This window comes from Massilia eurypsychrophila (genome assembly GCF_002760655.1).
Lineage (GTDB): Bacteria > Pseudomonadota > Gammaproteobacteria > Burkholderiales > Burkholderiaceae_D > JAFCUW01.
Window position 1 is genome coordinate 96852 of the sequence record NZ_PDOC01000003.1, and the last position, 18600, is coordinate 115451.

An 18600-nucleotide genomic window follows, 5' to 3' on the forward strand; every position below is an offset into this window, starting at 1 on the left:
TACACCCCCACGGAGCGCTTTTTTCATGGCGCCGGCATCGCCCGCGCCGCGAGCCCCGACGTCATCAATCGCCTTTATCATCTTGGTCTTGAATTTGTTAATGAACAACATACGTAACTTCTCCATCATCGCCCACATCGACCACGGCAAATCGACCCTGGCCGACCGTATCATCCAGATCTGCGGCGGCCTGTCCGACCGCGACATGGAAGCCCAGGTACTCGATTCGATGGACCTGGAGCGCGAACGCGGCATTACCATCAAGGCCCAGACCGCCGCGCTGCACTACAAGGCGCGCGACGGCCAGGTCTACAACCTGAACCTGATCGATACGCCGGGCCACGTCGACTTCAGCTATGAAGTGTCGCGTTCGCTGTCGGCCTGCGAAGGCGCGCTGCTGGTGGTCGACGCCTCCCAGGGCGTCGAAGCGCAGACCGTGGCGAACTGCTACACCGCGCTCGACCTCGGCGTCGAAGTGGTGCCTGTGCTCAACAAGATCGACCTGCCGCACGCCGATCCGGCCAATGCGATCAAGGAAATCGAAGACGTCATCGGCATCGACGCCACCGACGCCGTGCAATGCTCGGCCAAGAGCGGCCTCGGCGTCGAGGACGTGCTCGAGTCGCTGATCGCCAAGGTGCCGGCGCCAAAAGGCGACAAGGACGCGCCGCTGCAGGCGCTGATCGTCGACTCCTGGTTCGACAACTATGTCGGCGTCGTCATGCTGGTGCGCGTGATGAACGGCACCTTGAAGCCGAAGGAAAAGATCCTGCTGATGGCGTCTGAATCGACCCAGCTGGTTGAGAGCGTCGGCGTGTTCAGCCCGCGCTCGCAGTCGCTGCCCGAGCTGTCGGCCGGCCAGGTCGGCTTCGTCATCGCCGGCATCAAGGAACTGAAGGCGGCCAAAGTGGGCGACACCGTCACCCACGCCGCCAAGCCGGCCAGGGCGCCGCTGCCAGGCTTCAAGGAAGTGCAGCCGCAAGTGTTCGCCGGCCTGTTCCCGGTCGAGGCGAACCAGTACGACGCGCTGCGCGACTCGCTCGAAAAGCTCAAACTGAACGACGCCGCCTTGATGTATGAGCCGGAAGTATCGCAGGCGCTCGGCTTCGGCTTCCGCTGCGGCTTCCTTGGCCTGTTGCACATGGAAATCGTGCAGGAACGTCTCGAGCGCGAGTTCGACATGGACCTGATCACCACCGCGCCGACCGTCGTCTACGAAGTCGAAATGCGCGACGGCAGCATCGTCAAGGTCGACAACCCGTCGAAGATGCCGGAAACGACCAAGATCCTTGAAGTGCGCGAGCCGATCGTCACGGTCAACCTGTACATGCCGCAAGAATACGTCGGCTCGGTCATCACGCTGTGCGTCGGCAAGCGCGGCGTGCAGCTCGACATGAGCTACCACGGCCGCCAGGTCAAGCTGGTGTACGAAATGCCGATGGCCGAAATCGTCCTCGATTTCTTCGACAAGCTCAAGTCGACTTCGCGCGGCTACGCCTCGATGGACTACGAGTTCAAGGAATACCGCTCGGCCGACGTGGTCAAGGTCGACATGCTGATCAACAGCGAAAAAGTCGACGCGCTGGCCATCATCGTGCACCGCGCCAACGCCACTTACCGCGGCCGCCAGGTCGCCGCCAAGATGCGCGAGCTGATTCCGCGCCAGATGTTCGACGTCGCCATCCAGGCGGCGATCGGCGTGAACGTGATTTCGCGCGAAAACGTCAAGGCGCTGCGCAAGAACGTGCTGGCCAAGTGCTACGGCGGCGACATCAGCCGCAAGAAGAAGCTGCTCGAAAAGCAGAAGGCCGGTAAGAAACGCATGAAGCAGGTGGGCTCGGTGGAAATCCCGCAAGAGGCATTCCTGGCAATTTTACAAGTGGACGGTTAAATGAATCTGCAAGTCATCTTAGGAAATTTCGCATTGATCCTGTTCGTGGCGATGTGCGTCACGGGGGTAATCTGGTTCCTCGATATCTTCTACTTTGCCAAGCAGCGCCGCGCCGCCGCCGATGTCGCGCTGGCCGCCTTCGACGGCCGCAACGCCAAGCTGGCCTCCGAAGGCATCAAGACCGACAACACCAGCCGCCACGCGATCGAAGCGGCGCTGCTGCGCCAGCCGACCTGGATCGAGTACTCGGGCAGCTTTTTCCCGGTCATCGCGCTGGTGTTTTTCCTGCGCTCCTTCCTGTACGAGCCGTTCAAGATTCCATCGTCGTCGATGGTGCCGACCCTCGTCATCGGCGACCTGATCCTGGTGAACAAATTCACCTACGGTATCCGGCTACCGGTGTTGAACAAGAAAATCATCGACGTCGGCGACCCGCAGCGCGGCGACGTCATGGTGTTCAAGTATCCGAAGGACATGTCGCAGGATTACATCAAACGCGTCATCGGCGTGCCAGGTGATAAAATCACCTATGAAAACAAGCGCTTAACGGTCAACGACAAGCCGGTGACTTACACCGCCAAGGGCGACTACCTGGAAGACGAGGGCCTGGAATACCACCAGCTGTTTGATGAAAATTTGGCAAACGTGCAACATCAAATTCTCAATAACAAGAACAAGCGCACTATCGAGCTGGGCCAGGTGGACAATTTCCCGAACCGTGAAGCGTGTGTCTATTCCTACGAGAAATTTACTTGTATCGTACCCGAAGGCAATTACTTTATGATGGGCGATAACCGCGACAACAGCCTCGACAGTCGTTACTGGGGCTTTGTGCCCAACAAGAATATCGTCGGCAAGGCGTTTTTCGTGTGGATGAACCTGGGCAACTGGAAGCGCATCGGTGGCATACACTAAGTCTTGAAGGAATCGGCAATGCAAGAATCGAAACAGTTTTTCCCGCACGCGCAGCGCGGCGTGTCGCTCACCGGACTGATCTTCGTGATGGCGGTCATCGGCGTCGTCGCCGTGTTCGCCATGAAAGTGTTCCCGACCTATCTCGAGTACAAGGCGTCGAAGGATGGCATTATTGCCGCCAAGGCGGCCGGCGGCACCGTCGTCGAGATGCAGCAAAGTTTCGACAAGAACGCCGACATCAACCGCATCGAAGCGATCACCGGCAAGGATCTGGTGATCACCAAGGACACCGGCGAGACGGAAATCAGCTTCGCCTACGAAAAACGCATTCCGATCGCCGGCAACGTCACCTTGCTGATCGACTACGCCGCCACCACCGCCAAGAACGGCGTGGTCGCGCTCAAGCCAGACACGGCAGCCCGTTAATTGATGGAAGACCAACCGACATTTCGCCCATGAATCTTCAGTTATTGCAGTCTCGCTTAGGCTACACGTTCCGGGATGCTGGCCTGTTGCAGCAAGCCTTGACGCACCGTAGCCACAGCAGCCTGCATAACGAGCGCCTCGAGTTCCTTGGCGATTCGATCCTGAACTGCGTCGTTGCCTCGGTGCTCTATGAGCGCTTTGCCAGCATCGACGAGGGCGACCTGTCGCGCCTGCGCGCCAATCTCGTCAAGCAGCAGTCGCTCTACGAAATCGCCCAGAGGCTCGAACTGTCGCAGTTCCTGCGCCTTGGCGAAGGCGAGCTGAAGTCGGGCGGCTTTCGCCGGCCGTCGATCCTGGCCGACACGCTCGAAGCGCTGCTTGGCGCCATTTTCCTCGACGCCGGCTTCAATGCCGCGCGCGACGTCATCCGCGCCTTCTACATTCCGATCCTCGATTCGGTCGACCCGCGCACGCTCGGCAAGGACGCCAAGACCTTGCTGCAGGAGTTTTTGCAGAGTAAGAAGATTTCTCTGCCAACCTACAACGTGGTGGCGACCCATGGGGCAGCGCACAGCCAGGAATTCGAAATTGAATGCCTGGTGCCCAAGCTCGGCATCCAGGTCTACGGCCGCGGCGGCAGCCGCCGTGCCGGCGAGCAGGCCGCCGCCAAGCTGGCGCTCGAGGTGGCCGAACAGGCATTGCTGAAAACGCCGGCCGCCGCGCGCAAGGCCAAGCCGCGCGCCGCCCAGCTCAAGCTGGCCGGCATCGCCACCATCCAGAGCGAGCACGGCGCCGAACCGGCCGAGGTCATTATCGAAGCCAAGGCCGAACCAAAAGTGGACGCCAAGGCCCCCAAACAAACGCAATCAGAAACGAAGTCAGCATGAATACCTCCAGCAGCACCCCAGAAAACTTCCGCTGTGGCTACATCGCCATCGTCGGCCGCCCGAACGTCGGCAAGTCGACGTTGATGAACGTGCTGATCGGCGCCAAAGTATCGATCACGTCGCGCAAGGCGCAGACCACGCGCCACCGCATCACCGGCATCCAGACCGTCGACGACGCCCAGTTCATCTACGTCGACACGCCGGGCTTCCAGACGCGCCACAGCAACGCGCTCAACAAGACGCTCAACAAGACGGTGACCAACACGCTCATTTCGGCCGACGTCATCCTCTACCTGGTCGAGGCAGGCACCTTCGGGCCGGCCGACCAGCAAGTGGTCGACCTGTTGCCGAAAGAAGTGCCGGTGATCCTGGTGATCAACAAGTCGGACCGCGTCAAGGACAAGGCCGCGCTGATGCCGTTCGCCCAGGAAATCGCCGCCAAGCACAACTTCACCGCCATCGTGCCGGTCTCGGCCAAGCTGCGTTTCCAGGTCGACGCGCTCCAAGCGGAGATCAAAAAATACCTGCCGGAAAACGCGCCTATCTTCGGGCCGGACGACATCACCGACCGCAGCGAGAAATTCCTCGCCGCCGAAATCGTCCGCGAGAAAGTGTTCCGCCTGGTCGGCGACGAGTTGCCCTACACCAGTACCGTGCTGATCGAGCAGTTCGAGCAGGAGGGCGACCTGCGCCGCATTTTTGCCGCCGTGCTGGTCGAACGCGACACCCACAAGTCCATGCTGATCGGTAACAAGGGCGCGCGCCTGAAGGAAATCTCGACCCAGTCGCGGCTCGACATGGAGAAGCTGTTCGGCGGCCCCGTGTACCTGGAAATCTGGATCAAGGTCAAGTCCGGCTGGGCCGACAACGAAGCCGGGCTGCGCGCCTACGGCTACGAATAGGGCGCCGTCGCGCCTGCCTGTGCGCATGAATACCCTCGACGCCGACCTCGATGTGCCACAGTCGGCGCCTGCAGCGGCGCCCAGGCGCAGCCGCGCCTTGCCGCGCGACCGCATCAACGGCCAGCCCGGCTTCGTGCTGCACAGCTACCCGTACAAAGAAACCAGCCTGATCGTCGACATGTTCACGCGCGACTTCGGCCGCATTGGCCTGGTGGCCAAGGGCGCCAAGCGGCCGCTGTCGAAGCTGCGCGGCGTGCTGCAGACCTTCCAGCCGCTGTCGACGTCGTGGAGCGGACGCTCCGAACTGCGCACCTTGATCGACGCCGAATGGGTCGGCGGCATGCTGCCGCTCGAACGCACTGCGCTGCTGTGCGGCTTCTACCTCAACGAACTGCTGGTCAAGCTGATCGCACGCGACGACCCGCATCCGGCGTTGTTCGATCAGTACGTGGCAACGCTGAATCAGCTGGCCCACAATGAACCGGCACAAATCGTCTTGAGAAAATTCGAACGGGCCTTACTTAAGGAGACAGGCGTGGCCGCTGATCTGAGCCGCTGCGCCGGTTCGGGCGATCCGGTCGAGCCGGGAGTCGGGTACGTTGTCGATCCCGAACGCGGTCCGCGTCCGGCGCGCGTGTCCGACAGCTGGCCGGCGGTCGACGGCCAGACCTTGCTCGACATGGAGCGGGACGACTATGCCGACCCGCTGACCCAGCTGCAAAGCAAGCAGCTGATGCGTTTCCTGCTGGCCCACCAGCTGGGCGGCGCGCCGCTCAACACGCGCCAGATCCTGATCGATCTGCTGCAGTTGTAATATTCTCAGACCTAACCCTCACAACGGCGACACCATGAGCTTCCTGCACCCATCCGGCCCGGTCATCGACCTGGGCGTCAACATCGACCACGTGGCGACGCTGCGCAATGCGCGCGGCACGACGTATCCCGATCCGTTGCGCGCGGCGCTCATCGCCGAGCAGGCCGGCGCCGACGTCATCACGCTGCACCTGCGCGAAGACCGCCGCCACATCAAGGACGCCGACGTGGTCAACCTACGCCCGCAGCTGATGACGCGCATGAACCTGGAAGCGGCCGTGACGCAGGAGATGATCGACTTCGCCTGCAAGATCGGTCCGCAGGATGTGTGCCTGGTGCCGGAGCGGCGCGAGGAAGTGACCACCGAAGGCGGCCTTGATGTGGTGCGCTACTACAAGCAGGTCGAAGCGGCCATCAGGCAGCTGCAAGGGGAGGGCATCCGCGTGAGCCTCTTCATCGACGCCGATGAGCAGCAGATCGCCGCCGCCGCCGAACTTGGCGCGCCGGTCATCGAGCTGCACACCGGCCGCTACGCCGAAGCCGAAGGCGCCGACCTGGCGCACGAACTCGAACGCATCCGCGCCGGCGCCCGCTTTGGCGTGTCGCGCGGGCTGAAGGTCAACGCCGGCCACGGCCTGCACTACACCAACGTGCAGGCGATCGCCGCGCTGGAAGACATCGGTGAACTCAACATCGGTCACGCCATCGTCGCCCACGCGGTGTTCGCCGGTTTTGAAAACGCGGTGCGCGAGATGAAGGCGATCATGGTCGCCGCCCGCCTCGGCGTTACCCTGGGCCGGCGCGCATGATCTACGGGATCGGTACCGACATCGTGCAGATTTCGCGCATCGAAGGCGCGCTCGGTCGCAACGAGCGCTTCGCCGAAAAGATCCTCGGCCCGGAGGAGCTGGTCAAGTTCCACGCGCGCCGCGCCAAGAACGACGTGCGCGGCCTGCGTTTTCTGGCCACCCGCTTTTCGGCCAAGGAAGCGTTTGCAAAGGCGATTGGCCTGGGCATGCGCATGCCGATGACGTGGCGCTCGGCGCAGATGCTTAACGCGCCCTCCGGCAAGCCGGTAATCGTGTGCAGTGGCGAGCTCGAAGAGTTCATGCGCGATAATAAGCTCAGCGCGCAGGTGACCATCAGCGACGAAGCCGACTACGGTGTCGCTTTTGTAATCGTCACCCAGGACGCGTAAGTTTTACAAGGTAGAGCAATGTCCGAAGTCATTCCAACCGTACCCGCCGAAGCTAAACCGGATCCGCGCGCGCTGGTGCTGGCCACCGTCGCCAAGCTGCCCAACCTGCCGGGCGTGTACCGCTATTTCGACGCTAACGACGCCGTGCTCTACGTCGGCAAGGCGCGCGACCTCAAAAAACGCGTCTCGAGCTACTTCCAGAAGAATCTGGCTAGCCCGCGCATCTCGATCATGGTCGAGCGCATCGCGCGGCTCGAGACCACCGTCACCAACAGCGAAGCCGAAGCGCTGATCCTGGAAAACAACCTGATCAAGGCGCTCAAGCCGCGCTTTAACATCCTGTTTCGCGACGATAAGTCGTACCCGTACCTGAAGATCAGCGGCCAGGACGTGCCGCGCATGGCGTACTACCGCGGTGCGCTCGACAAGAAAAGCCAATATTTCGGCCCGTTCCCGAGCGCGTGGGCGGTGAAGGAATCGATGCAGATCCTGCAGAAGGTGTTCATGCTGCGCACCTGCGAGGACAGCGTGTATTCGAACCGCACGCGTCCCTGCCTGCTGCACCAGATCGGCCGCTGCAGCGCGCCGTGCGTGGCCAACATCACCACGGAAGACTATCGCATCGACGTCGAAAACGCCGGAAAATTTTTGCGCGGGCGCCAGACCGAAGTGATGGCCGACCTCGAGAAGAAGATGCATGGCTATGCCGAGCAGCTCAAGTTCGAGCAGGCCGCCGCGGTGCGCAACCAGATCCAGTCGCTGTCGAAAGTGCTGCACCAGCAAAGCATGGAGACGGCCGGCGACGCCGACGTCGACATCATCGCCGTGGTGGTGCAGGGCGGTAAAGCCTGCGTCAACCTGGCGATGGTGCGCGGCGGGCGCCACCTGGGCGACCGCGCCTATTTTCCGAGCCAAGTGATGGAAGCGATCGCCGAGGCGCCGATCGAGGTGGAGGTGCTGGCCGCATTCCTGGCGCAGCACTACAGCGAAAAATTCATCCCCGGCACGCTGATCCTGAACATCGACTTCGACCAGCCGGCCCTGATGATGGCGCTCGCCGAGCAGTGCGGCCACCGCATCAACCTGATTTTCCAGCCGCAGGAGCCGCGCCGCCAGTGGCTCGAGATGGCGGTCAAGGGCGCCGAACTGTCGCTGGCGCGCCTGCTGTCCGAGCAGGGCTCGCAGCAGTCGCGCACCCGCGCGCTGGCCGAGGCGCTGACGCTCGACCTGGACGACCTCGACGCCTTGCGCGTGGAGTGTTTCGACATCAGCCACACGATGGGCGAAGCGACCCAGGCCTCGTGCGTGGTGTTCCACCACCACGCGATGCAAAACAGCGAGTACCGGCGCTACAACATCAACGGCATCACGCCGGGCGACGATTACGCGGCGATGCGCCAGGTACTGATGCGCCGCTACGAAAAAGTCGTCAATAACGAGGGCGTCATGCCCGATGTGGTGCTGATCGACGGCGGCAAGGGCCAGATCGAGATGGCGCGCCAGGTGTTTGCCGAACTGGGGCTCGACATCAGCCTGATCGTCGGCGTGGCGAAGGGGGAAGCTCGGCGCGTGGGCCTCGAGACGCTGCTGTTTGTCGACGGCCGCGCGGCCCAGGAGCTGGGCAAGGACTCGGCGGCGCTGATGCTGGTGGCCTTGATCCGCGACGAGGCGCACCGCTTCGCCATCACCGGCATGCGCGCCAAGCGCGCCAAGGCGCGCCAGACGTCGCAGCTGGAGGAGATCGAGGGCATCGGCGCCAAGCGGCGCCAGCGCCTGCTGGCGCGCTTTGGCGGCCTGCGCGGCGTCGCCAGCGCCAGCGTCGAAGACCTGAAGTCGGTCGAGGGCATCTCCACCTCGCTGGCCGAAGAAATCTACAAGCAGCTGCATTGAGGCGCGCCGCAGAAATCGCGACGGTAAATACGCGCATAAGCCAATCAACGTCGTTCCCGGGCTCGGCGCCCCCCCTTGGCGGGAATCCACGCTGAGTGCGCTTTTGCTTCAACCTAACTGGTCTATTAAGCAATAGCACGGTAGACTAGCGGCGCACCCATTTCTAACAGTAACCAGCTCACGCGCCCTATGCCTTTTAACATCCCGATTCTTCTGACCTGGTTACGCGTCGCACTGATCCCGCTCGTGGTCGGCGTTTACTACTTGCCGCTGCACTGGCTGCCGCGCTCCGACCAGGACCTGGCCGCCACGATTGTGTTCATCGTCGCCGCCATCACCGACTGGTTCGACGGCTTCCTGGCGCGGCGCTGGAACCAGACCTCGGCGTTCGGCGCCTTCCTCGATCCGGTGGCCGACAAGCTGATGGTGACCGGCGCGCTGCTGGTGCTGGTGCACCTGGACCGGGTCGACCATTTCATCGCCTTCATCATCATCGGCCGCGAGATCGCCATCTCGGCGCTGCGCGAGTGGATGGCGCAGATCGGCGCCTCGCGTTCGGTGGCGGTCAGCTCGCTCGGCAAGATCAAGACGGCGGCGCAGATGACGGCGATCCCGATGCTGCTGTTTCACGACGTGCTGTTCGGCGTCGTCGACACTCAGCTGATGGGCGAAGCGTTCCTCTACATCGCCGCCATCCTGACGGTCTGGTCGATGTTTTACTACATGCGGCTGGCCTGGCCGCTGATCAAGGAAAAGGCCGGCGCGCTCGATTGATAAATCGACAGCGCGTCGCCTTGACAACCGGTCAGGATGATCTATAATGCCTGCCTGTTGTGACACGATGCGGGAGTAGCTCAGTTGGTAGAGCGCAACCTTGCCAAGGTTGAGGTCGAGAGTTCGAGACTCTTCTCCCGCTCCAGAAATGGAAAAATCGTCGTCAGGTTATCCTTGAAAATGAGCACCTTTTCTGCGATAATCGTTGTCTTGCAAATGCGGGAGTAGCTCAGTTGGTAGAGCGCAACCTTGCCAAGGTTGAGGTCGAGAGTTCGAGACTCTTCTCCCGCTCCAGTGCTTCACTGGGGATTGCAGTAGTAGTAAAATGTATGGCTCCAATGCGGGAGTAGCTCAGTTGGTAGAGCGCAACCTTGCCAAGGTTGAGGTCGAGAGTTCGAGACTCTTCTCCCGCTCCAGAATTCTAAAAGGGAAGCCTGGCTTCCCTTTTTTGATGCAGCTCCCAGCAGGGTAGCGGCGCAATCAGTACCCTCTGGCGAGGTAGCAAAGAGGTTATGCAGCGGCCTGCAAAGCCGTTTAGACGGGTTCGATTCCCGTCCTCGCCTCCAGAATTTCATGCTCAAATAATCTATTTTGAGCGGTGACAAGAAAGCCAACTTCTGTTCCGGAAGTTGGCTTTTTTTTGCTCCGATTCGGCAGGGAAGTTGGATCCGGCCGCGCACTAACCGGTTGTCAGCAGCAGGGAACGGCGGCTGCGTCCGGTTTGTCGAAGGGCAGCTCGCCGCCGCAGCCCGGGAACAGGCCGTAATGCCTGCTGAAGTCGCCGATGAAATCGAAATGCGCGCGGAAGCGTGAATCGTGCAGCATGCGAAATGTGTTCCCGCACACCGGGAACACGCGTCCCGTCTCTATGTTGTGATGCTTGTCGAGCACAAAACGGTTGGCGGTTCCGGCAATGCTGCCGCGGTACACGACCGCCTGGCCGTAATCCTCGCACGCACTTTCCAATCCATCCACCTTGAACAACCGGTAGGTCGCCGAGTGAAAACCGATCCCTTTGGCGCGGGCAGCTAGTTCCGGGTTGGTGATGTCGAGCGGGCGGTCCGCGGTCAGGCGCGGGTCGTCAAAGCCATGTTTATTGGCCAGGCGCAGGAAATCATTCCAGTACAGCGCGCCACCCAGGCACTCGCCGTACAGCACCGGGTCGTTTCTGACGTCGTCGGGCACCCGGCGGTCGGCATACACATCGGAAAAATAAAACTCGCCGCCGGTCTTGAGCAGCCGGTTGACGTCGCGCAGTACTGCATCCTTATCGGGCGACAGGTTAACCACGCAGTTGGAAACGATGACGTCGAAGCTGCCTGGCTCCAGGTTAAGTTCGGCAAGCCGCTCGATGTAACCGTGCAAAAACTTCACGTTGTCGTAGCCTACGGTATCACGGTGATACTGCTGGTGGCGGCGCGCGACGGCCAGCTGCTCGTCGGTCATGTCGACTCCGATCACCTCGCCGGTCGGCCCCACCAGTTGCGCGAGCGCATACACGTCGCGCCCGGAACCGCAGCCGAGGTCGAGCACGCGGCATCCTTCGAGCAGGGGCGGGCAGACCAGGCCGCAGCCGTAGTAGCGCTCCAGCACTTCGGGGTGTATCCGCGACAGCAACGGCTTGAGCCATGCCGGCACCTGGCTGATGTCGCAGCATGCGCTGGTTTGCAGGTCCCCGGTACGTTGCAGCGTCTTGCCGTAGTATTCCTGAACGATGTCATGCATATTGCTCTCCTGAGGGTCTTCACGCGCTGTGCTCCGGCGCGCGGTTGTAACGGTTGATGAATGTGCGGTCGAGCGCTTGCTTCCAGCGCCAGACCCATTTTCCCTGGCATGAGAAAGGCCCCCAGGCTGCGACGGCGTGCGCGTCGCCGGTGCCCAGCAATACCAGGTGGCGCCGCTGCGGGGTGAACGTCTGCAGCGCGCCGGCGCGCAGGGCGGCGCGCAGATTATGCGAAAGCACAGGCCCCATGCGCACGGCAAATACGCCCGCTTTCGGCAGCGGCTTCTCGAAGCTGGCGCAGTCGCCCGCGGCAAAAATGTTCGGATGCGACACCGATCGCAGCGTGCCGTCGACCCTGACGAACCCGTCGTCATGCGCCAGCCCGGATGCGGCGGGCCAGCCGTGTGCCCGCGGCCCCGCGGCCCAGAGCACGACGTCGGCGTCCAGCATGCGGCCGTCGCGGCTCCAGACGCCGGCATCGTCGATGCGCTCCGCTGCGAAGTCATGAAGGACGCGCACGCCATGCTGCTGCAGTTGGGCTGCGATCCTGCGGCCGGCGCCGGCCGCCAGCTGCGCCAGCAAGGCGCTTCCCTGGGTCGCCAGGACGTAATCGAATGCGACCCGGGGCGCCCATTTCGCCAGCTGGTGCCGAACCGCGAGCACGCTTTCGGTGCCGGCCGCGCCGCCGCCGATCATCACGACACGGAAGGTCACATCGGCCGGCAGACTGCTGACAGTGGCGCGCAGAACCTCCCAGCGTTCCCTGAGCGCTGCCAGCGGGCGCGTCGGCAGCAGGCGCGCACTGGCGGCGCCGGGCGGCGTCGAGGTTGAGCCGATGTCGAGCGAGAGCACGTCATACGGCAGTGATGCGCCGCTGGCGAGCTGCAAGCGCGACGCTGCGAGGTCGATGCCGGTAGCGCGGTCGATGCGCAGCGTGGCGCCTGCCCGGCGGCACAAGCGAGCGAAGTCGACGCAGCACTGCTCCCATCGGTAATGCCCGGCCATCCATCCCGGCACCATGCCGGAGTAGGGCGCGAGCGGCTCGGGCGACACCAGCGTCACCGCGATGTCGCCCGCCTTGTCGCCGGCCAGCTCGAACAATACCTTTGCGTGGGAGTGGCCAGCGCCGACAAGTAGCAGTCGCTTCATTTGGGGGGGCGCTCGCCGTCTGCGAGGAACTCGATGTCGCCATACCAGGCAAGAGCGCGGCTTGCCGTATTGTCGGTATCGGTGGCGATCGCCAGCGCAACGACGTGCGGCGCCTCTTCGCCGAACGCGGCGCGGAAATCGGCGCGCAGGTCGCGCATTTCCGTCACCCATTGGTTGGCCTGGCCGGCGCCGCTGCGTACCACGACCATGCGCGCCCGGTCCGTATAGGTGTTGGGCTGGATGGTGCCCACCGGATGCCTGTTGTCCCAGACGTAGTTGAGGGCAGCTGCCGGAATCGGCTGGCCATGGAGCGATTCGGCCAGCTTCATTTTGATGCGGGTCGATAGCGGCAAGCGCGAGGCTGGATAGTCGAACATCACGTAGATGCGGGCCGCATAATCGTCGCCGCTCTTTTGCGTCATGTCGGCGCCGGCGACCGGCGCGGCCACTTTCCATCGCCAGCGCAGCAACGGATAGCGCCGGGTATCGACACGGATCGTATGGATCAGTCCTGACATGGACTTGTCGGCGTCGGCCCTGAGCACGGTGTGGTCCGCGTCCCGCACCAGCGTGTACTGCGTAGTGGCGGCTTTCGGCGATGGCTTGAGCACCTTCCAGCCTTCGATCGAGGTGCCTTGCGGCATGCCCGAAAAAGCCGGGACGACAGGCGCCGCGAAGGCCATGCACGGCGCCAGGGCGACGACTGCGGTCGCGCGCCACGTCTTCATGCGAGCCACCCTGCGGGAACGTGGACCAGGTCTTGCGGTTCATCGACATCGTGCAGGGTCGCCAGTTCGCACAGCGTCAGACCAAGCGCACTGGCACGGCAACGCGTCTGCGCCATCACCCTCGAGGTGCTCCAGTCGATATCATCGAATAGCCCAGGCGCCAGGCGCGCCAAGCCGACCAGCGCATAGCCGCCGTCCGCGGCCGGGGCGAAAACGGCGTCATGGCCATTCAGCGCCACGGCTGCCCGCCGCAGGACGGCGGCATCGAGCGCCGGCGCATCGGTGCCGATCAGGATCACGCTGCGGTGGCGCGCAAGCCCGCGGCCAAAGGCGTGCTGCATCCGCCGGCCCAGATCGCCGTCGCCTTGGCGGGTGAGGGAGACGGCAGCGTGACTGGCTGCACGCTGGAATTGGTTATGGGTCGCGTCTGGCGAACAGCACAGCTCGACCTGTCCCAATGCCGATTCCAGCGCGCTTGCGACCGTGTGCTCGAGCATGCGTGACGCCAGCCGCGCAGTGGCGGCATCGCCGAGCGCAGGCGCGAGACGCGTCTTGGCATAACCGGCAACGGGGGCTTTGGCAAATATGATGAGCAGGCATGTGTCGTTCAACGGAGGTACTCCTTTGCAAGGATTTCTGCGCCTGTGCCGCGCCAGTAGCGCCACATCAGGAAAATGGTCGGCCATACGCCGCCGGTGTCCCAACGGCGGCCAGAAGTGACGACACGCTGTTTCAGGCACGAAGGCGCCGATTGGCGCTTGAGGCGCCGCGACAATTCGATGTCTTCCATGAGCGGCTGCGCGGGAAAGCCGCCGGCGGCGAAAAAAGCGTCGCGCCGCACGAAGATGGCCTGGTCCCCCGTGGCAATTCCCGTCAGCCGCGATCGCCAGTTCATCATGAACGCGATCACGGCGAGCATCGGCGAGCGGCCAGCGATCGCCACATCGAACCGGCCCCATGCGTGTTTGCCGCCGTTCAGCGCGTGCAGGACCAGAACATCGGCGTCGGCCGGCAATACCGTATCCGCGTGCAGAAACAACAGGTTTTCGCCATGGGCGGCGGCCGCGCCGGCATTCATTTGCAAGGCGCGCCCGCGTGGGGCGCACACCAACTGGTCGGCCAGCGCGGTTGCCAGCGTCACGCTGGCGTCAGTGCTGCCGCCATCTGCGACGATTATTTCTGCGCCGCGTGCGCACATCGCCTTCAGGGCAGCCAGTGTCGACTCGATGCTGGCCGCTTCGTTCAGCACCGGCACGATGATCGACAACGCGATGGGAGCGTGATCGTCCACGTCAGGCGGTCCTGCGCCAGCGGTGGAAGTGTGCAGCGAACGCCAGCAGCCGCTGCGTGGCATGTGCGCGTTTCCACTCGCCGGCGGCGTACTTGTTCGCTTCGGCCATGGTGGGATAAATGTGGATGGTGCCGAGGATCTTGTTCAGCCCGATGCCGTGTTTCATCGCAAGCACATACTCGGCCAGCATCTCGCCGGCGTGTGCGCTCACGATCACCGCGCCAAGAATTTTGTCGCTGCCTTTTTTGGTGATCACCTTGACGAATCCCTCTGCAAGCTCGTCGGTGATGGCGCGGTCCAGCTCGTCGATGCCATACCTGGTCACTTCGAAGTCGAGTCCCTGCTCGCGCGCCTGGGCTTCGGAGACGCCGACCCGGGCCACCTCTGGCGCGGTAAAAGTGCACCATGGGATGACGCTGTAATCGGCCTGGAACCGCTTCAGGCTGCCGAACAGGCTGTTCACCGCGGCGTACCAGGCCTGGTGGGCGGCAGTATGCGTGAACTGGTACGGGCCGGCGACGTCGCCGCAGGCGTAGATGTTCGGATACAGCGTCTGCAGGTAGGCGTCGGTCTCGATGGTTTTCTGCGGCGCGATCGGGATCCCGAGTTCCTCCAGCCCGAAGCCGGTGGTTCTTGCGACGCGGCCAACCGCGCATAGCAGCGCGTCGAACGGCAGCTCGCTCTCGGCGCCGTCATGGCGTACGATCAGGCGCTTGCCACGCCCGTCGGCTTCGCAGCGCACCGCTTCATGCCCGGTCAGGATGCGGACGCCATCACCTGCCAGCGAGCGCGCCACCAGCTCGGCCACGTCGTCGTCTTCGCGCGGCATCACGCGTGCGCCTTTTTCGACTTGCACCACGTTTGAGCCGAGCCGAGCGAAAGCCTGGGCCAGCTCGCAGCCGATCGGGCCGCCGCCCAGGATCACCAGCCTGTTCGGTAGTGCGCGGATTTCCCACAGCGTGTCGGAGGTGTAATAACCTGCCGCTTCCAGGCCCGGGATGGGCGGCACGAACGCCCGCGCGCCGGTGGCAATCACGATCGCGCGTGTTGTCATGCGCTTGCCGTCGACTTCGACTTCCCAGGGCGATACGATCTTCGCGTTACCAGTGACGACATCGACGCCCAGGCCGGTATAGCGCTCGACCGAATCGTGCGGCGCGATGTTGGCGATCACCCGGTGCACGCGCGCCATGACATCGGCGAAATCAAATTCCGGGTCGGCCTTGCCGATGCCGAGCGATTTCGACTGACGCGCTTGCTTGACGAAGGCAGCGGTGCGGATCAGCGCCTTCGACGGTACGCAGCCGAAATTGAGGCAATCACCACCCATCTTGTTGCCTTCTATCAGCGCGACCTTGGCCTTGGTTGCCGCCGCAATGTACGAGGTTACAAGCCCCGCCGCCCCGGCCCCGATCACTACCAGGTTGTACTCGAAGCGGGGCGGTTTCTGCCACCGCTGGTAGACCTTGCGTGCCTTGACCAAGCCAAGTATTTTTGTCGCTGCCAGCGGCAGCATGCCCAGCACCGCGAACGACGCCAACACCGACGGCGACAGGATGCCGGACAGGCTGTCGATCGCGGCCAGCTGCGTTCCGGCATTGACGAAGGCGATGGTCCCGGCCAGCATGCCGAGCTGGCTGACCCAGTAAAAGGTGCGTACGGGAAGCGCCGTCAGCCCCATCACCAAGTTGACGAGGAAGAACGGAAACAGCGGGACCAGGCGCAGCGTGAACAGGTAGAAGGCGCCATCTTTCCTCACGCCCGCATCGATCGCGTCGGCCTTTGCCTTGAAATGCGAACGCACCCAGTCGCGCAGCAGGTAGCGCGACGTCAGGAAGGCGACGGTGGCGCCGATCGTCGACGCGAATGAAATCAACAGCGTGCCGCCGACCAGGCCGAACAGGGCGCCGCCGGCCAGTGTCAGGATCGCCGCACCAGGCAGCGACAGCGCTGTCACCGTGACGTAGATGGCGAAGAAAATGCCGATCGAGCGGACCGGCCTGGCGTCGTAATACGCCTGGAACGATTGCTGCTGCGCCTTCAGGAAGTCGAGCGTGAAGTATTGGCCAAGGTCGAGCACGAAATAGGCAACGGCCGCCGCCGCAATCAGTGCGAGTCCGGCGAGCCGCGATCTGTTCATGCGAACGCGCCGCCGCAGCTGCTGCCCTGGCCGGCCGTACAGCCGTAGCAGTGATCGGCAATCGCAATCGCAGTACCTTCGATATCTTGCTGCAGCAGGTCGTCGAGGTGAGGGCGCGGACGCTCGCCGATAGGCGCCGTCATGCCCAGCATCTGGTTGAAATCGCAGTCGTACAGGTAGCCTTGCCAGTCGACGCTGACTAGCGTGCGGCACATCACGCTGTCCAGGTTTTTTTCCAGGTGGTTCGCCTTTAGCAGCGCCATGTACCCGGCGAACTGCCCTTTCGAGACGAGCGTCGAGCCGAAGCGCTGTATCGGCATGTTGACGATCACGAACAACTGATTGAAGACGATGCGGAAATGCGCGGCCAGTTCGCGCTTGTAGTCGGCCTCCAGCTGCTGCTGGCCGGGCGGCAGCGCCGCGCCTTGCGGGTTGAACACCAGGTTCAGGACCAGGCCGGTGTCCGGCTTGCCGTATCCGAGCGCATTCAGCGCCTGCAAGGCGGCGATGCTGCGATCGAACACGCCATCGCCGCGCTGCTTGTCGACATTGTCCTGTGAGTAGCATGGCATGGATGCCGTTACCTCGACACCCTCGGCAGCCAGGAACTCGGCCAGGCCTTCGTAGCCCGGTTCGGACAGGATGGTCAGGTTGCAGCGGTCGATGACCCGCACGCCCAGCGCGCGCGCGCTTTGTACGAGGTAGCGGAAGCGCGGGTTCATCTCGGGGGCGCCGCCGGTCAAGTCGAGCGTGGTCAGGCCCTTGTCGGCGAGCACCCGGATCACCGTGTCGATCGTCCGTTCGTCCATCATCTCCTTGCGGTTCGGGCCCGCGTTGACGTGGCAATGGACGCAGGTCTGGTTGCATTTGTAGCCGAGATTAACCTGCAGCGTATCGAGCGCCTTGCGGCGAAGGCTCGGAAAATCGGTTTTGCGCAGCAGGGGGAGGGTGGCGTGCATCTGGAATCCTGGGTTAAGTCGTTGATCGGCGCAGCTTAGCGCAGCAGCACCGCGAACCAGTCGCGTTGTTGATCGGTCAGCGCGGACTGGGGTGTCAGCATTGCGTATTGCAAGGCGGTACGCGTCGCCGTTTCCTCAGCCGGCCGGTCTTCGGCGAGCACGCGCTGCAGCAGCTGCAGTACCTTGTCGAGGCTGCTTTTGTACAAGCCGAAAATTTCGGTTGCCTGCACGTGTCTGTCCGGGTCGTCCATCCAGCAGTCGTAGTCGGTCGCGATGCCGATCGTGGCGTAGCACATCTGCGCTTCGCGCGCGAGGAACGCCTCAGGCACATTGGTCATGCCGACCAGGTGGCAACCGAACTGGCGCAGCAAATGGCTTTCGGCGCGGGTACCCAGGCGCGGCCCTTCGACACAGGCGTAAGTGACACCGGAATGGAGCTTGATGCCGAGTGCCGACGCGTGTCCGGCAACCCAGGACACCAGCGCGCCGCTGACCGGATTGGCCGTCGAGACATGCACTGCAACGCCGTCGCCGAAAAACGTCTGGGCCCGGCGCCCGCGCGTCCAGTCGACATACTGGTCCGGCATGGCCAGGTCGCCAGGGGCGATCGATTCATCGAGACTGCCGACCGCCGAAATGCCCAAGATTTGCGTGGCGCCCAGCGATTTGAGCGCAAAGATGTTGGCACGGTAATTGACTTCGTGCGGCAGGTACTGGTGACGCTGTCCATGTCTGGCCAGGAACAGGATGTCGTGGTTTCCCATTTTGCCGCGGACGATGCCGGCGGAAGGCGCGCCAAACGGCGTGGCCACTTCCACCGTATCGGTCATTTCAAGCCCGTCTAATTGGTAGATCCCGGTACCGCCGATAATTGCAAGCATATTTTTTTCCCTTTTTTGCGGTACGATTGGCCG

At 63.0% G+C, this 18600-nt stretch carries 18 protein-coding genes and 4 tRNA genes; 14 read left to right on the forward strand and 8 right to left on the reverse strand.

Annotated elements, in window-relative coordinates; all coding sequences use genetic code 11:
• Positions 1–100: 100 nt before the first annotated feature.
• The 14 genes from lepA to CR105_RS06140 all read left to right on the forward strand — a co-directional run bounded on the left by lepA (position 101) and on the right by CR105_RS06140 (position 10262).
• Positions 101–1891, forward strand: coding sequence for a translation elongation factor 4 (lepA, locus tag CR105_RS06075; protein ID WP_099787556.1), 1791 nt, complete (start codon positions 101–103; stop codon positions 1889–1891).
• Positions 1892–2806, forward strand: coding sequence for a signal peptidase I (gene lepB, locus CR105_RS06080; protein ID WP_099787557.1), 915 nt, complete (start codon positions 1892–1894; stop codon positions 2804–2806).
• An 18-nt stretch (positions 2807–2824) separates the two neighbouring features.
• The gene (locus CR105_RS06085) at positions 2825–3232 is read left to right on the forward strand and encodes a DUF4845 domain-containing protein (protein ID WP_099787558.1); all 408 of its coding nucleotides are present in this window, start codon (positions 2825–2827) and stop codon (positions 3230–3232) included.
• 29 nt (positions 3233–3261) lie between these two features.
• Entirely contained in the window at positions 3262–4119 is an 858-nt protein-coding gene (gene rnc / locus CR105_RS06090; RefSeq protein ID WP_229413672.1) for a ribonuclease III, read from the forward strand.
• Positions 4116–5021: a GTPase Era gene (gene era, locus CR105_RS06095; protein WP_099787559.1), complete on the forward strand. Its 906-nt coding sequence runs from the start codon at positions 4116–4118 to the stop codon at positions 5019–5021. Before rnc ends, era begins: the two co-directional genes overlap by 4 nt.
• A gap of 25 nt (positions 5022–5046) precedes the next feature.
• Positions 5047–5835 carry a DNA repair protein RecO gene (recO, locus tag CR105_RS06100; protein WP_099787560.1) on the forward strand — a complete coding sequence of 263 codons (789 nt, stop codon included), beginning with the start codon at positions 5047–5049 and terminating at the stop codon, positions 5833–5835.
• Positions 5836–5869: 34 nt separating this feature from the next.
• A complete protein-coding gene (gene pdxJ, locus CR105_RS06105) occupies positions 5870–6643 on the forward strand; it encodes a pyridoxine 5'-phosphate synthase (RefSeq protein WP_099787561.1) in 774 nt (257 codons plus the stop codon).
• Positions 6640–7032: a holo-ACP synthase gene (acpS, locus tag CR105_RS06110; protein ID WP_099787562.1), complete on the forward strand. Its 393-nt coding sequence runs from the start codon at positions 6640–6642 to the stop codon at positions 7030–7032. The genes pdxJ and acpS overlap by 4 nt, the downstream gene beginning before the upstream one ends.
• An 18-nt stretch (positions 7033–7050) precedes the next feature.
• Positions 7051–8922: an excinuclease ABC subunit UvrC gene (gene uvrC / locus CR105_RS06115; protein ID WP_099787563.1), complete on the forward strand. Its 1872-nt coding sequence runs from the start codon at positions 7051–7053 to the stop codon at positions 8920–8922.
• A gap of 189 nt (positions 8923–9111) precedes the next feature.
• On the forward strand, positions 9112–9696 hold the full coding sequence (gene pgsA, locus CR105_RS06120) for a CDP-diacylglycerol--glycerol-3-phosphate 3-phosphatidyltransferase (protein WP_099787564.1): 585 nt from the start codon (positions 9112–9114) through the stop codon (positions 9694–9696).
• A gap of 69 nt (positions 9697–9765) precedes the next feature.
• Positions 9766–9841: transfer RNA gene (locus tag CR105_RS06125), tRNA-Gly, on the forward strand.
• 73 nt (positions 9842–9914) lie between these two features.
• Positions 9915–9990: transfer RNA gene (locus tag CR105_RS06130), tRNA-Gly, on the forward strand.
• Between the two features lie 46 nt (positions 9991–10036).
• Positions 10037–10112 (forward strand) — tRNA-Gly (locus tag CR105_RS06135).
• Between the two features lie 76 nt (positions 10113–10188).
• Positions 10189–10262: transfer RNA gene (locus CR105_RS06140), tRNA-Cys, on the forward strand.
• A gap of 124 nt (positions 10263–10386) precedes the next feature.
• On the opposite strand, the gene CR105_RS06145 is transcribed toward CR105_RS06140, so the two are convergent.
• Genes CR105_RS06145 through mtnP form a run of 8 tightly spaced genes read right to left on the reverse strand, consistent with a single transcriptional unit; the run spans position 10387 to position 18567 of the window.
• On the reverse strand, positions 10387–11421 hold the full coding sequence (locus tag CR105_RS06145; RefSeq protein WP_099787565.1) for a methyltransferase domain-containing protein: 1035 nt from the start codon (positions 11419–11421) through the stop codon (positions 10387–10389).
• Between the two features lie 19 nt (positions 11422–11440).
• Positions 11441–12568 carry an FAD-dependent oxidoreductase gene (locus CR105_RS06150; RefSeq protein ID WP_099787566.1) on the reverse strand — a complete coding sequence of 376 codons (1128 nt, stop codon included), beginning with the start codon at positions 12566–12568 and terminating at the stop codon, positions 11441–11443.
• Positions 12565–13296, reverse strand: a complete 732-nt coding sequence (locus CR105_RS06155) for a DUF3047 domain-containing protein (protein ID WP_099787567.1) — start codon at positions 13294–13296, stop codon at positions 12565–12567. Before CR105_RS06155 ends, CR105_RS06150 begins: the two co-directional genes overlap by 4 nt.
• Positions 13293–13907, reverse strand: a complete 615-nt coding sequence (locus CR105_RS06160) for a TIGR04282 family arsenosugar biosynthesis glycosyltransferase (RefSeq protein ID WP_099787568.1) — start codon at positions 13905–13907, stop codon at positions 13293–13295. Before CR105_RS06160 ends, CR105_RS06155 begins: the two co-directional genes overlap by 4 nt.
• Positions 13904–14587, reverse strand: a complete 684-nt coding sequence (locus tag CR105_RS06165; protein WP_229413674.1) for a TIGR04283 family arsenosugar biosynthesis glycosyltransferase — start codon at positions 14585–14587, stop codon at positions 13904–13906. Before CR105_RS06165 ends, CR105_RS06160 begins: the two co-directional genes overlap by 4 nt.
• A 1-nt stretch (position 14588) precedes the next feature.
• Positions 14589–16727, reverse strand: a complete 2139-nt coding sequence (locus CR105_RS06170; RefSeq protein ID WP_099787570.1) for a dihydrolipoyl dehydrogenase family protein — start codon at positions 16725–16727, stop codon at positions 14589–14591.
• Positions 16724–17686, reverse strand: a complete 963-nt coding sequence (gene arsS / locus CR105_RS06175) for an arsenosugar biosynthesis radical SAM (seleno)protein ArsS (RefSeq protein WP_099787571.1) — start codon at positions 17684–17686, stop codon at positions 16724–16726. Before arsS ends, CR105_RS06170 begins: the two co-directional genes overlap by 4 nt.
• A gap of 35 nt (positions 17687–17721) precedes the next feature.
• Positions 17722–18567, reverse strand: a complete 846-nt coding sequence (gene mtnP, locus CR105_RS06180) for an S-methyl-5'-thioadenosine phosphorylase (protein ID WP_099787572.1) — start codon at positions 18565–18567, stop codon at positions 17722–17724.
• Positions 18568–18600 lie beyond the last annotated feature (33 nt).

Coding starts and splice junctions, on each gene's coding strand:
- arsS (WP_099787571.1), bottom strand. CDS start 17,686: ATGCACGCCACCCTCCCCCTGCTGCGCAAAACCGATTTTCCGAGCCTT.
- lepA (WP_099787556.1), top strand. CDS start 101: ATGAACAACATACGTAACTTCTCCATCATCGCCCACATCGACCACGGC.
- CR105_RS06170 (WP_099787570.1), bottom strand. CDS start 16,727: ATGAACAGATCGCGGCTCGCCGGACTCGCACTGATTGCGGCGGCGGCC.
- pgsA (WP_099787564.1), top strand. CDS start 9,112: ATGCCTTTTAACATCCCGATTCTTCTGACCTGGTTACGCGTCGCACTG.
- pdxJ (WP_099787561.1), top strand. CDS start 5,870: ATGAGCTTCCTGCACCCATCCGGCCCGGTCATCGACCTGGGCGTCAAC.
- uvrC (WP_099787563.1), top strand. CDS start 7,051: ATGTCCGAAGTCATTCCAACCGTACCCGCCGAAGCTAAACCGGATCCG.
- recO (WP_099787560.1), top strand. CDS start 5,047: ATGAATACCCTCGACGCCGACCTCGATGTGCCACAGTCGGCGCCTGCA.
- CR105_RS06085 (WP_099787558.1), top strand. CDS start 2,825: ATGCAAGAATCGAAACAGTTTTTCCCGCACGCGCAGCGCGGCGTGTCG.
- era (WP_099787559.1), top strand. CDS start 4,116: ATGAATACCTCCAGCAGCACCCCAGAAAACTTCCGCTGTGGCTACATC.
- lepB (WP_099787557.1), top strand. CDS start 1,892: ATGAATCTGCAAGTCATCTTAGGAAATTTCGCATTGATCCTGTTCGTG.
- CR105_RS06155 (WP_099787567.1), bottom strand. CDS start 13,296: ATGAAGACGTGGCGCGCGACCGCAGTCGTCGCCCTGGCGCCGTGCATG.
- mtnP (WP_099787572.1), bottom strand. CDS start 18,567: ATGCTTGCAATTATCGGCGGTACCGGGATCTACCAATTAGACGGGCTT.
- rnc (WP_229413672.1), top strand. CDS start 3,262: ATGAATCTTCAGTTATTGCAGTCTCGCTTAGGCTACACGTTCCGGGAT.
- CR105_RS06150 (WP_099787566.1), bottom strand. CDS start 12,568: ATGAAGCGACTGCTACTTGTCGGCGCTGGCCACTCCCACGCAAAGGTA.
- acpS (WP_099787562.1), top strand. CDS start 6,640: ATGATCTACGGGATCGGTACCGACATCGTGCAGATTTCGCGCATCGAA.
- CR105_RS06145 (WP_099787565.1), bottom strand. CDS start 11,421: ATGCATGACATCGTTCAGGAATACTACGGCAAGACGCTGCAACGTACC.